This window comes from Halorubrum sp. CGM4_25_10-8A (genome assembly GCF_005435025.1).
GTDB classification, from domain to species: Archaea; Halobacteriota; Halobacteria; order Halobacteriales; family Haloferacaceae; genus Halorubrum; species Halorubrum ezzemoulense.
Window position 1 is genome coordinate 15858 of the sequence record NZ_SGTX01000014.1, and the last position, 13563, is coordinate 29420.

Below are 13563 nucleotides of genomic sequence, written 5' to 3' on the forward strand. Positions count from 1 at the left end.
ATTTCGTTAGATTCGAGAGAGAGCGTCTTGCTCTTCCTCGTCCAACCCGAAGATTGCTGCTGCGAGCTGGTTGTTTAGGATCTCTAGTTGTCTAACATCATCATCTGAGAGTGAGTCATACTCTTCGATAATCTTCTTTGACACTACCCGTAGCATATTAGCTGCTACCGTGTTAGTCTCTTCTGAGAAACTCCCTAACCTTTCGATCCCCTGAGTCCTAATCGACTGGGCTAATTCCTCGTATTCACCTTCGTGTTCGTCCAGCACTCTCCTGAGATCGGCGCAGAGCGTCTCTTGAATTTCTGGAAGATAGACGGGAGCAGCCTTCAATTGTTCCACTTCCATTTTCATGTAACCGCTGTTTTTTGGAGGACAGATTGGCTTAAGATACGAGAAAATTGACTGGGTATTTAGTAGTCCAGTCAAGTAGTAAGGGTCTGTCTTCTGGGGTGTAATACCGTGAATGAATCCTGTAGAAAAGAGGTAACCATTCGTGTCGATACAAAAATGAGGCTTGTTCACCACAATATCCGTCACCACCTTTGTTTCCTCAAAGTAAGCGGGACTTCCAATTCGGGCTAATGAGTACCACGGTCTACCAAGTTGCTTCCAAGTCCGTCGAGAGTCCTTTCGCCCGAGGAGTTTCTCCTTATATTCTTTCAGCAATTCGTAGGACGTGGGGTATTCTGATTCAAAAGTATCCTCGTTAATTAATTCGTACTCTTCGTTCACCGAATTATAAGGGAAGAAGGTTACCTCCTTGGGGGTTGAAACGTTCCACCGATTCACATAATCTGGAGTGATTATCCGTTTCCAAATACCGGGGTTTACTGTGCCGCTGATTCTGCTGTTTTCAATTGTGTAGCCTTCTGGTTCCTCAGATATGATGTCCGCCTGTAGTGTGGTGTTTTGTCCAGATTTTAGTGGGCTACCGACTGTAAAGAGTTCCTCGTCGCCCAGCGTCGTGTCACTTCTATCTAAAATTTTCTCACGCGCGGCTCGCTCGTTTTCTGTCAGGATCAGCCAACGATCGCTTCCAAGCGTGTCCACGGGAAGGGTGAACTCCACGATGTCATCCCGTTCGTCCCAATTGAAGGATGTAGACACAACCTCTTCGACAGCCTCCTGGGACCGAACTGAGACACAGTTTATATCTGTGCCTACATGGCGGCTGCCGAACAGGATCGTGCTGTAGATTGTGACTTCATCGAATGGAGAATAACCGGTGAAGTCGTAGATTTGCTCAAGTCCATATTTCTGAGGAAGGGCCTCTCGGAGCGACTCTCCATATTCCGTATTCATGAACTGGTTTGAGGTGATGAAGCTGGAGTGCCCCTCCTGAGTCAGTAGTTCAAACGAGCGTTCGATGAAAGGAACGTAGAGATCACACCGACCAGTAGCGGTATCGTGTAGATCTTTGTAGATATCTCGCTGGAGTTCATCTACGCTTTCGATGCGGACATACGGCGGATTCTCAAGAACAACATCAAACCCGTCAGACGCGTCACCCCTTTCATTATCCCCAATTGCGTCATACGCATCCGGAAATTCCATTACCCAGTGGAACGGATCGATCTGGTCGATGTCTTCTTTAAGTAGACCCCGCTCCACGAAGGAGCGAGCCAGCTGATCCGCAGGTACAATCTCGAATATCTCTTCGGGTTTTCCGGCCATAGCATCGCGGTTGCCCACCTCCAGATTTGCCGCCTTTTTCCACGTGCGGAAGCCCAAATCGTTTAATTTCTGATCGAGATCGTCGTCGATTTGGTCGGAGAATTTGAGCTTGAGCTTGACGGATCTGTTTGAAGCTGAGATAATTTCCCGAAGCTCCTCTGGTTTGGAAATATCATCTTCTACCTTGGTATCCGGCAGGTCAGCGAACCATTCGTTCAACTGAGCCTGCATCTCATCATGGAGGTTTTCAAGCTCTCCCCTGAGGTGAGAAATATCCTTTTCAGCATTTCTGTAAGTCTCGATGCTCTCTCGGTACTCTTCGAGATCTTCCTTCAGTAGCTCGGTGATGAGAAGTTTTTGACCGTCAACAGCGACCTCTGTACTCTCAAAGCCGATAAGAGAGTCGCCCGATCGGATGTTGAAGTCGATATTTGGTAGCGGCTCGACCTCACTCGGCTCATCCTGAATGTTTGCGACCATCGATAGCCAAAGACGAAGTTTACAAATCTCGACTGCACCGTCATCGATATCCACTCCATAAAGATTATTCAGAATAGCCGTACGTTTCGCGTACAGCGGTGCCCCAGCTTGGCCGTTATTAATTTCTTCCAGTTCATCGCGAGTATCTGAGTCTAACTCCCAGCCTTTCCCCTCCGCTTCGAGCTGCTGGAAGTACTCGATACACTGGATGTAGATGTCCACGAGTACGTCCTGCGCGGCGAGCAGGAACGCCCCGCTCCCGACCGCGGGATCGAGGACGTGCGCCTCCTTCAGGATGTCGTGGTACAGCGTCTCCACGTGCTTCGTCTCCACGTTCTCGGTGGCCGCCTGCTGGGTCATCGTCCCGCCGTCAGCGACCGCCGCCTCGCCATCGGTGGCTTCGACCTCGGAGAACCCGAACACGTCGTCGATCTCGTCGTACTCGGCTTTGACGGCGTCGTTGAGCTGGTCGAGAAGGTACGGATGGATCGTCCGGCGAGACATGAAGCCGGTGATCTCCTCGGGCGTGTAGTACGCGCCCATCTCTTTCTGATTCACCGTCTGCTCGAAGATGTGGCCCAGTATCGCGGGCGAGAGGTTCTTCGGGTCGACGATGTCGAGCCGCTCGTCGACGTTCCAGTTCCACCCCGACAGGAAATCCAAGACGTCGTCGAAGAGCTCGTTCGTCTCCTCGGTGGACTCTCCAAGCTTCGCGTCCGGGAACTCCTCCTCGACGAGGTTCTTCGCGAACAGCCCGCCGTTCAGGTACGGCAGGCTCCCGAAGTCGGGGTTCTGCTTGTCCTCCGCGAGGTAATCGAAGAACAGCGGCCGGTAGAAGTTCTCGTACCGGTCCTCGCCGTCGTCGACGACATCGCCGGGCTGCTCGTGGAGGTAGTTCGGATTCCGGTCCAACAGGCGCTTCTCCTGAATGAAATACAGGAAGATCATCCGGTCGAGGATGACCTGGACGTAGCGCTGCTTCGCGTCGCCGCGATTGTCGGGGATCCCGGACACTTCCTGAACGAGGTTCGTCCGGAGTTCCTCGAACTCCTCGTAGAATTCCTTGACGACCTGTTGGGTGTCGTAGAGCGTATCGTAAATCGCAGCAGAAGAGCCGTACTCGATAGAGTTGAGCTTCTTCAGAACTGTGTTCTTCTCGCCGCTGTCACTCGTGAACTGCTCTTTGGTAAACGAGATCTTCTGGTGCTTGATCCGCCCGTGCTGCTGGCCTTCCCAGCTTCGCATCCGCGTGAGGAAGGTGAACTCCTCGAAGTCGTTGGTGGCGACGAGATTCGTGTGTCGAGATCGGTTGTCCGGCTTGAAATCCGTCGCCGTCTCACCGGGGCCCGCGTTGACGAGTACGACGAATTCGTCATCGGCGAGTTGAAGGACAAGTTCGTTGCTTTCCCCGAGGTTTGGACGCGGTTTCAGACCGCGTTTCGCGAAGGAATCGGCGATATCTTGGAGGGAATCCCAGCCTGCGATGTCCTTCGCAGTAATCTGCTGGACTGACATACATATTGGGACACCCGTTACTTGTATGAAAGTATGGGAATCCTCCGCTAATGTCCCAATCTTAATGATTTCAACGGAGCCAGATTTATCCTAATTGGACAACCTGAACTATCAATTAGCCCGCTATATACCACACAGAGACGATGGACGAAACGACCGCTCGCAAGCTCCTCTCGGAGATCGACGAGCCAACAGAGCCGACGCTCCGAGAGCTACAGCAGACGGCCATCGGTAGCGTTGAGACGGTTCTCTCAGATACAGGCTTTCCTACCCGAGAGGAGGTCAGCCGGCGGCTCTCATACACGTTCTACTACGACTGGGAGACTGACGATCCGGACATCGTCCTCCTCGTTCAGGATCCAGGGAACCTCCATGAACGTCACTTGTCGGAACTGCGTCCGCAGAACCCACTCGCCGGCGAATGTTCGGCTCGCGACCAGATCGGCGTCTACCGCGAGTTTGCCAAGAGCTGGCTGACCGGGCGAAACGCCGATTTCGCAGAGCGTTTTTTCGGGACGCTCGCCCGTCACGATCTCATTTCGCTCCCGAACGGCTGGCACCAGTACGTCGAATCCGGGCAGTTCTATCGAGACTTCTACCTCGGCGACGTCGTGAAGTACCGCGTCGACGGCTTCGGAGTTGCCGCCGAGCGCGCCTCGTATCAACACCTCCTCAAGCAAGAACTCCGGGCGTTGGATCCGGATCTTGTGATCACCTTCGGCGGAAATGCGTGGCCGGCACTCCGACGCTCGACCACGCCGGAGCCCGTCATGGAGACGGACGCCGACCCAGAGAGTATCATGGCCATCCACGGGATACTCCACCGTATCTCCGAACCGGTCAATACCCACGTACTCCCGCTGGCTCACATGAGTGGGCAGGTCTGGTGGCGGTTCCCACCTGAGGAGTACATCTCGCGACTCAGCAAGGCGCTTGAAGTGCTCGAACGCCAGTAGCGAAAACGACGGAGCGTGACACGCATCGTCTCGATATGAGATAGCGACTCTACAGATTGTGGGCAGTCACGAGTTTGGGCGGACTACATGTCGAGATAGGGGCCGCAACCCAAAAACGTGGTACTATAGCCTATCGCTCAACTGGAGTAGGTTCACTGGCCATCCGTGTTCGGTTAATACTCTCAGTAATAATATACACATTGTAAGATCACCTGAATCGGGCGTACGCGACGGAATCGAGCGGTGCTCAAATCCCACAGAACCCCCGTTCGCGCTTAACCGAAGATCAATGCTCCGTACATCGATGAACGTGAGTAATCATACGAACACAACAGTAACTGAGAGCAACAGAGTGATTACGATCGTATAACCAACGACCGGTAGCAGGTTCACTCTGATCACTATCCCCTCCTTGCCGACGAGACCGACCGTGGCTAGTGCAGCGATCACGTTATGGATGGATATCGCATTGCCCATCGCCCCCGCAGCGGCTTGTGCAGCGACAACGTGGACTTGGTTAAGACCCATTTCACCGGCCAACTCGTACTGCATGGGACTGAACGTGACGTTAGAAACCATAACGGATCCGGTCACGAACGTCCCTATCACGCCGATTGGTGCCACTACGGCAGCATACATCCCATCGAAGATACTTCCGATACCATCGGCGAGTGCTAGCATCATGCTCTGATCACCGGGAACACCTGTGTACTGACCCGAGTGTAGCAGGATGCCGACGGTGGCGATAATAAACACGAGTGCCACAGCGGGACCGACAGCTGTTTTTCCGGCTTTGTTCCATGCGCGCGTGATCTCGGTGTACGAAAGCCCATACAGTGGAATAGAAACGAGTGCGGTTACCACGAGCCACGTACCCGGGGCGTATGCCCACTCAACACCGTTCGTGATTGTCGTTCCGAATATATTCACCCACGTCGGAGCAAACACATTGATCTCAGTGAGCACTCTTCCAACCGGGGTGAAGTCACGCGTCCCCACGAGGAGCATGACGAGGAGTAAGTACGGTACCCACGCCCGAACGAGCGAGATGCTTGTACCGCCATCTGTCATGGTGCCTGACCCGGTTTCGGAGTCAGTCGCTTTCCCAGTGGCTGTTGGCCCCGTCCACGTCTCTGGCCACGCACCTTCCGCGGGGAGTCGCCATTCATTCTGTGGGAGGAGTAAGCCACGCTTGAGCACAGTAACTGTCAGCCCGCCGCCGACCATCGGCGCGATAATCGATGGAAACTCCGGACCAACGAACGTGGCAGTTAGTACGAACGGAGCGATGAACGCACCTCCAGCGAACAGCGCGAGCGGAATGACGGGCCGTACTGCTGTGAGCGACCGCTTGGTGGTGTCTCCGAAAAAATAAACGAGCATTGAGACAGTAACCAACGGCATGAACAGTCCGGGAAGAAGGTGGTAGATACCGACCAGCCCGCTTACATCAGCGGAGAACGCTGTGGCTTCGGCCACAGAAACGCCATTAATCGATCCTACTGCCTGTGTCACGCCGGGGTGAATCGGTACGCCGACCGCACCAAACGTGGTCGCGATCGCATGTCCAACGAGCGCGACAATAACTGCTGCGAGCGCTGGAAACCCGAGGCCGACCAACAGGGGTGCGACGATCGCTGCAGGAGTTCCAAACCCTGCGACTCCTGTCAGAAATGTCGTAAGAAAGAACCCAACGAGAATGGTTTGGACTCGGTGGTCGCTACTGATTGAGGCGAATCCGGAAGTGATCCGCGAGATCGCGCCTGCCTGCTGAAGAGTGTATAGCAGTACCAACGCACCGAACACGATCCACAGGATCTCGATGGCAAGGAGTACTCCCCACGCCGTTGCTGCTCCAATCCATCTGATCGGGAGCTGCCAGACGGTGGCGGCTACGATAACTGCTGTTAGCCAAGCGATCGGCATCGCTTTTGCTGCTGGCCAAAGTGCCCCTACGAGTAGCGTCGCGGCAACGGTGAGCGGAAGCGCCGCTGCGGCAGCTAATAATAAGTCACTCATCAGCATCAACCTCCACAAGAGTATAATGATCGAGTGATCTGATTAAACCGGGAAAAATTTGTCTCGCTAAGTAACCACAAAAGGTTTCTATAATATTTTTCTCTGGTTTTGCGAAACTACTCATGTTCACATAATGGGCTGAATACAAAAGTATATGTTTGCCATGTAAAAACACGAATTATACATAATACAAGATATTTGAATAATAAAAAATAAGGATAATGAAGACCGGTGCTCTATGGGAACGATCCGTTATTGATAGACTGCGGCGATGATTCCTCGGACATGATATCACTTTGCCCCCCCGGGTATCGATGTCAGCGGGCGCGGGATTTCGATCGGACCGCTACAAGTGTGGAGAGCGGACCTCTTAGGCGCATGCTAGTGAATAGTCCAATGGGAAACGCGAATGAACGGTCTATACTAGCGATATAGCAGACCACAACTGAAGCGTTACTACACCGAGATTGATCAACTAGAGGGATTGGTGGGTCCGTCCTCAATAGCCTGCCGAAAGGCAGTCAGAATCAACTCCGCACACTGGAGCCGAGGTGGTGTCAAGTCCATTCCAACATGCTCTTCAATATATTCGGAGTCCCACTCAACAATCTCCGAGACGGAGACACCAACCATCTGCTCAGACAATAGTGAGGCACCGGCCTGTGACAGTGTACACCCGTCACCGGTGAAGCGGACTGTTTCGACTGTGGTCCCATCATCACTGAGAACTACCTGAAGTCTAACTCGGTCTCCTTCAGGGTGCGTTGGGCCGACACACTGTGGGTTTGTCATTGCTGCCTCAACATCGGGAGAGGGAAGCTCACCGTAATTCCGGGGATTCTGCGAGTGATCTGCGAGTAACTCTTGGACAAACTTGTTGTTCATAAGAGCACTAAACAGCCTCATGAACAAGATTGTTCGGCTAGTCAGCCATCCTTGGTCCGTTGTATAACGAGGACGTCTGTGGATTGGATCGCTGATTTCAGAGAATTCGGACGTTGTTTGGCTGTATCGTGTGTCTCGCCATAATCTGGGTCGGTTCAAAAAATCACATAGCGAGTGTGTCATCGAACGGATATTATGAGTGACACGAGAAAGTATTTGTCTCGTTGAGTTCGAAGAATAGCGTTGGAAAATACAGCTACTCTTGACACAGATCGCTATACAGAGGGTATGTGAACTGATCTATGACACCCTCATATAGTGTCTAAAAAGCACCGAGAAGGAAGTGGTAATCGACAACCACGAAAAAGTATGTATTTTTATATACTCACCCGGCCGAAACAGAAAGTCTGACCAACGTCGCGTTGTATGCCCGCGTCTCGACCGACCGTCAAGACCACGAGCGACAAATCTGCGAGCTCGAAGAGTTTGTCGGCAAGGAATATCCTGACACAAGCGTCGAGCGGTTCACCGATATTATCCCGGGGACTAATGACGAGTGTGGTGTAGAGTATCACCGGCTTCGCGAAGCGATCGCTGATCGGGAAGTTGACGTTGGCGTCAAGCGGTTGTATGTATGCGGCGCCTACCGGTCGGGGACCGGACCGGTACACGGCTTCCACGGTCGGATCGGGCTGTTGTGGAGGCGGCGCAATCCGCTTCGAACCGGAGCGTCCGCGGTGGACTGTCCGCCGACCGTCTGATCGGGTCTCCCGATCGGTTTCAGTTCACGTTGCGGACAGATTTATAAAACTACCATGGTGGATAAGGCCACACATTCATGTTGGATATAGTAGTTATTAAAGACAGACACGTCCTCGCGGAGGAGGGTCCGGTCCCCGTTCAACACGAGTATGACACCACAAATCACCACCGAACAGGACCGGGAGACCGACCGAGACGGACCCTCGCGCGGCGAGATTTTCACCGCGTTGAGCAACGGACGGCGACGAAACGTGGTCACTTATCTGGAAGAACACGGGGATGACGCCCGCGTCCGCGACATTGCCGAGCAACTGGCGGCGTGGGAGAACGACCTCGAGATCAACGAGGTGACGTACAAACAGCGGAAGCGCGTCTACACCGCGCTCCACCAGTCGCACCTGCCGAAGCTGGCGGAGAGCGGGTTCATCGACTACGAGCCGAACAGAGGGATCGTCTCGCTGACCGAGGAGAGTCGAGAGCTTCAGGTGTACCTCGAAGTCGTCCCCGAGAACGAGATCTTGTGGAGCGAGTACTATATAGGGCTCGCCGTCGTCTGCGGACTGCTCTGCGGCGCGGCGTGGATCGGGACGGTCCCGTTCGCGGGCGTATCTGGCTACGTGTACGCGGTCCTCTTCGCGGTGCTGTTCGGCGTCTCCGGGGCGGTACACCGCACGGTGACGCGCCGGAACCGGGTGTAGGCGCTCGGGGCGGGACGCAACTTAGTGTTTAATAGACTCGGATGGTCTGTTGAAATCCTCAGCAGTCGATGTTTCCACACTCAATTGTTCAGTACGCAGGCGCGTTCTATCGGCTAATTCAGGATCGGTTTTCAGAAAATAACGCAGTCCTCGTGCTGACTACACCCTCTGTATCTTGTACGGCCGTCTTATGAGCTGGTGGATGGTTGGGGCGTGCCGTGTTTTATCGCTCACTTTCATATAATAACTCTATGAACACTCGTCTATCTATGGATGAAGATGCGGTTCGGACCTACTGTCGATCACGCGCAGGCCACCATTGAGGCGGCACCACAGATGGACGAGGCCAACACGAAAGCCGCTCTTCTGCGAGACTTTCTCGACCTACTCGATTGGACAATCCCCGACAACACGCAGTTAGAGTATTCTGTGAAAGCCTTCGGATTGGCACACCGAATACGAGATCGCAGCATTAGATGTGGACTACCTTATTCAGTACCGTGGATCGACCCCGAAAGCAGCAGCAAACAACGCGCTGATCCGGTCAAAAGGCTATACACAGCGGTGGATGTCGGAAACATCCTACTCGACGGTCAAGCGAACGCAGGACTCCGCCCTGCGTTCGCAGTTCTGATGCCGACAGTTCCGTGAGATTATCCTCTCATTCGCCCTCAACAACCTCAAGAAGCTCACCAAAACACTGTGATCCCGCTCCCGTACCGCATTTTCAATAGAGCAGAAGCAGCGAGAACTCGCCCGTCTCGTGGAGCGATGTGGCCTTCATGTGGAATTTGATGGCCCTTGGTGAATTGTCTTGGGTGTCGACATACTCATCGGTGAGCCAGACCCGAGCCTGGTCGTTTTGAGTTTCCGAATTCGTTGATTCTCTTATTCGTTTAGATGGCTCGGAGCCCTAATTGCCCCGCTTAGCGCTCCGAGCTTCCGACTCATTAACAAAATCGGAAACTCAAATCGGTACGAGCAGATCTATCCTATATGGGTGAAGAGGGATGATCCACAATGGATTTTATGTCAATCGAGGGTTGGCATAGAAAATCCGTCGGTAGCCTCTATTCCGTTTCCGCCGAGTCGCGGAGGCCGTGTTCGTTCCGCTGCGCACGCCGTATTCGTTCCGCGGCTCGTGCTGACGTCCGTCGGCTCCTCCGTTAGCCGAGAAAGTCGATGCCGGTGATCTCGAACCGCGCGCCGCCGCTCTCTGCCTCAGTCGCGACGACGTCCCAGCCGTGCGCGTTGACGATCGTCCGGACGACCGAGAGGCCGTAGCCGTGCCCGCCGTCGCGCGTGGTGAAACCGTGGTCGAAGACCTCCTCCTCGCAGCCGTCAGCGATCCCGGGGCCGTCGTCCTCAATGAAGAAACCTGTGTCGAGGGGGCCGACCCGGACCGCTGCGTCGTCGCCGCCGTGGTCCGTCGCGTTTTGGAAGAGGTTCTCGAACAGCTCGCGGAGCCGGTCGGAGTCGCTGCTTACCGACGGGACGGGGTCGTAGGTGAGCGTCGCTCCCGACTTCCCACCGAGGCTCCGCCAGGCGGCCTCGACGACCTCGCCGACGTCGGTCGGCTCCGGGTCGCTGACGACGTTTCCCTGTCGCGCGACGCGGAGCAAGTCGTCGACGAGCCGTGCCATCCGGTTGGTCGTCTCACCGATCCGTTCGAGGTGTTCCTCGTCACCGGCCTCCTCGTACAGCGTCAGGCTCCCCTCGATGACGTTCAGCGGGTTCCGGAGGTCGTGCGCGAGAATGTCGGTGAACTCCTTGAGGCGGTCGTTCTGCCGCTCTAACATTCGCTCGTACTCCTTCGCAGTCGTCGTGTCCCGGCTGATCGCCGCGTACCCGTGGAACTCGCCGTTCCGCAGCGGCGACAGCGTCAGGGTGCCCCAGAAGACGGAGCCGTCTGCGCGCCGGTGCCAGTGTTCGAACTCTACCGATTCCTCTCTCGGCTCCGCGAAGAAGTCCCCAAGAAGTGAGTTGGAGTCCGCCTCGCCCTCGTCGTCGGCGAACAGCATCCGGACATGTCGGTCAAGGACCGCCGTCGCGTCGTGTCCGTAAAGCGCCATCGCCGGCGCCGGCCACGCGATGATGTTCCCGTCGGCGTTCAACATGAAGATTGCGTGCGTGGAGACGCCTTCAAGGAGGCGACGGGCCACGTGGTCTCCTGACTCAGAGGCGTTCGTCGGAGGATCGAGGGCATTCGTCGCAGGGTCGGGATCGTCTGTCACACGAGGGAATTACGCTCCGGTTACCAGTCCCTTCGGACTGGCTTACCAAGGTACTTATACCAGAACCAAGCGGCGAGGCCGCGGGCGTCAGTCTGCCAGTTCGACCACCAGGACTTCCATGTCGGAATCCGTGCCCTCGGTCCGGTACTCCCACGTTCCGCGGGGGTCGACGCCGTTCTCGAGGGCGTCGCAGAGCACCCGACCGAGGGCGACCTCGAACTCTTCTGTACTCGATATGTCGTCTTCGGATGAGTCGTCAGTTGTCATGATGAAACGTACACTCGACTGCGATACGATGCTGTCGCGAAACTCACCGCCGCACAAACAGAGACCGCAGTCGTCTGTTTCTACGAGTATTGATAGGTCTCTTAAACGGATAATACTACCGAAACACATGGTACACCAAGGTGAATCGCGCTCCGGTAGAAGGTTTCTACCGAGTTTTTAACGCGTTTGCGACAGAACAGTGCTGTATCTGATGAGTGTTATCGTTGAGTTGACTATTCCATCTGTCGAATTCGAATTGGGGCGGATCCTCCGGATCGAAGAGCCGACGCAGCTCACGCTGGAAACGATGGTGCCGCTGGGCGGGAAACCTACTCCGTTCGTTCGGATCCGGAACGAAGTCCGCGAGACGTTCGAGCGCTCCGTCCGCGAACACCCCTCGGTCAACGACATCCAGCTCGTCGACACCCACGAGGACGAGACGCTGTACGCGCTGAACTGGGACCCCTCGGAAGCCTCGCTGCTCCGCCGGATCCTCGACTTGGACGCGGTCCTGCTGGGTGCGACCGGAACCGCCGACACGTGGGGGCTCGAACTCAGGTTCCCGAGCCACGAGGCGCTCTCGTCGTTTCAAGAGTTCTACCTCGACGAGGACATCGACGTCTCGATCGAGCGCATCTACAACCCCACGAAGCCGGACGCCGGTCCGTGGTACGGGATGACGCCTCCGCAGCGCGAGACCCTCGCGGCCGCCGTCGAGGCCGGCTACTACTCGCTCCCGCGGCAGATCTCCACCCAGGAGCTCGCGGACTCGTTCGGCATCTCCGATCAGGCCGTCACCGAACGCCTCCGGCGCGGTATCTCCACGCTGGTACTGAACACGCTGCTGGTCGACGAACCGGACGAGTAGCCGCGGTTCTGGCGGTGAGGCTCTGTTGAAACCCTATTCTTCAGACACATTTAGTAACAACTATCTATTGCTTGGTGTACAAGGGTGAATGGGGGAGAGCGCTGTAGTTGTCAGAGGCACAGGAATCTCTCCCCACCCCTCCGATAAGTGCGTATCATTACAAAATTTCTGCTTTTGATAATCATATAATGTTCTAACGGCTAATTCAAACGCTCTTGCGAAGTAGATTGTTGATATCGAGAGCTGTGACTGAAAGTCGAAGAGGGCAAGGGCACCGCGCCAGCGGTGCCCGATATGTTCCCAGTGAGCCGGTTTGTGTCGGAATCGGCTGCAGCGGACCTGCTCCAACAGGTTCGCTGGCGTGACGGCGTCGAGTGCCCCCGCTGCCGTTCTGACCTGACGGTCAGAAACGGCAGCTACCGGGTGTATCAACGGTATTTGTGTAAGAATTGTGGTCGAACATTCAACGACAAGACCGGCACGATCTTCGCTCACTCGAAGCTCTCGCTGAAAGAGTGGTAGTTCACGATCCACGTGTTCTTACGGTTCAACACGAGTATTCGGCAGATTGAGGCGGAACTCGATCTTTCCTACAGAACGGTGAGACGGCGCGTCGAGCGCTTCGCCAGAGCGCTCAACGCGCGTTCGATCACGCTGTCTGGACCGGTCGAAATCGACGAAGTGTACGTGTCTGCTGGTCTCAAGGGCCGCGAGCGCGACCGAGAGTCGTGCTCGCGTGGCCTGTCTACGCGTGGACGCGGAACATATGGTGGTGACAAGCCACCGGTGTTCACGCTGGTTGATCGTGGGTCGAACGAACAGTACGTTGTACCAGCGAAATCCGCGGACGAATCGGCCATTCGACTCCTGCTGGCCGACCGCCAGCAGGAGTCGTTAACCGTCTATACCGACGGATTTCGAGCGTACAATCCACTCGATGAGGACGACGCATTCACTCGGGAATACGTCGTCCACAGCGACGGCAAATACGCTGACGGCGACATCCACATCAACACCTGCGAGAGCCATGCGTCGCTGACGCGACGGTGGCTCTCGCCCCACCGAGGAGTGTCAAAAGACAAGCTAACGCCGTATATCAGAGCCTTTCAGCTACGGCGAGAACTCTACAGAAAATCAGGTGAGGAAGCACTCAAACTCGCTCTCAAAGCTGCGCTCTGAAAATCAACAACGTGCTTCACAAGAGC

Annotated in this window: 10 protein-coding genes and 2 pseudogenes; 6 read left to right on the plus strand and 6 right to left on the minus strand. The window is 55.3% G+C overall.

From position 1 onward, the window contains the following. Nucleotides 1–6 precede the first annotated feature (6 nt). Nucleotides 7–3669, minus strand: coding sequence for an Eco57I restriction-modification methylase domain-containing protein (locus tag EXE52_RS13690; protein WP_137703740.1), 3663 nt, complete (start codon nucleotides 3667–3669; stop codon nucleotides 7–9). A gap of 143 nt (nucleotides 3670–3812) precedes the next feature. Here EXE52_RS13690 and EXE52_RS18795 point away from each other — a divergent pair, with 143 nt between their 5' ends. Continuing rightward, nucleotides 3813–4625 (plus strand): uracil-DNA glycosylase family protein, encoded by an 813-nt coding sequence (locus EXE52_RS18795; protein ID WP_241988254.1) that lies wholly within the window; start codon nucleotides 3813–3815, stop codon nucleotides 4623–4625. A gap of 318 nt (nucleotides 4626–4943) precedes the next feature. Here EXE52_RS18795 and EXE52_RS13700 read toward each other — a convergent pair whose 3' ends face one another. From EXE52_RS13700 to EXE52_RS13705, 3 genes are all read right to left on the minus strand, one after another. Then, a complete protein-coding gene (locus EXE52_RS13700; protein ID WP_094583013.1) occupies nucleotides 4944–6644 on the minus strand; it encodes an L-lactate permease in 1701 nt (566 codons plus the stop codon). Beyond that, a complete protein-coding gene (locus tag EXE52_RS19040; protein ID WP_255510320.1) occupies nucleotides 6637–6768 on the minus strand; it encodes a hypothetical protein in 132 nt (43 codons plus the stop codon). Before EXE52_RS19040 ends, EXE52_RS13700 begins: the two co-directional genes overlap by 8 nt. Nucleotides 6769–7115: 347 nt before the next feature. Next, nucleotides 7116–7529: an iron-sulfur cluster assembly scaffold protein gene (locus EXE52_RS13705; protein WP_157964880.1), complete on the minus strand. Its 414-nt coding sequence runs from the start codon at nucleotides 7527–7529 to the stop codon at nucleotides 7116–7118. Between the two features lie 422 nt (nucleotides 7530–7951). Here EXE52_RS13705 and EXE52_RS19170 point away from each other — a divergent pair, with 422 nt between their 5' ends. The 3 genes and pseudogenes from EXE52_RS19170 to EXE52_RS18800 all read left to right on the plus strand — a co-directional run. After that, nucleotides 7952–8290: a recombinase family protein gene (locus EXE52_RS19170; protein WP_158413997.1), complete on the plus strand. Its 339-nt coding sequence runs from the start codon at nucleotides 7952–7954 to the stop codon at nucleotides 8288–8290. A gap of 150 nt (nucleotides 8291–8440) precedes the next feature. Beyond that, nucleotides 8441–8989 carry a rhomboid family intramembrane serine protease gene (locus EXE52_RS13715; protein ID WP_137703741.1) on the plus strand — a complete coding sequence of 183 codons (549 nt, stop codon included), beginning with the start codon at nucleotides 8441–8443 and terminating at the stop codon, nucleotides 8987–8989. A gap of 442 nt (nucleotides 8990–9431) precedes the next feature. Next, nucleotides 9432–9695, plus strand: a pseudogene (locus EXE52_RS18800) (IS5/IS1182 family transposase); the annotation flags it as partial. Nucleotides 9696–10155: 460 nt separating this feature from the next. Here the strand turns inward: EXE52_RS18800 and EXE52_RS13730 are convergent. Together EXE52_RS13730 and EXE52_RS13735 are read right to left on the minus strand one after the other, a co-directional pair. Further along, nucleotides 10156–11223: an ATP-binding protein gene (locus EXE52_RS13730; protein WP_137703742.1), complete on the minus strand. Its 1068-nt coding sequence runs from the start codon at nucleotides 11221–11223 to the stop codon at nucleotides 10156–10158. Nucleotides 11224–11310: 87 nt separating this feature from the next. Further along, complete coding sequence (locus tag EXE52_RS13735; protein ID WP_137703743.1) at nucleotides 11311–11490, minus strand: hypothetical protein; 180 nt, start codon at nucleotides 11488–11490, stop codon at nucleotides 11311–11313. Between the two features lie 211 nt (nucleotides 11491–11701). Between EXE52_RS13735 and EXE52_RS13740 the strand changes: the two genes are divergently transcribed. Together EXE52_RS13740 and EXE52_RS13745 are read left to right on the plus strand one after the other, a co-directional pair. Further along, nucleotides 11702–12358: a helix-turn-helix domain-containing protein gene (locus EXE52_RS13740; protein WP_137703744.1), complete on the plus strand. Its 657-nt coding sequence runs from the start codon at nucleotides 11702–11704 to the stop codon at nucleotides 12356–12358. Between the two features lie 294 nt (nucleotides 12359–12652). Next, a pseudogene (locus tag EXE52_RS13745) lies at nucleotides 12653–13537 on the plus strand (IS1595 family transposase). Nucleotides 13538–13563: the final 26 nt, after the last annotated feature.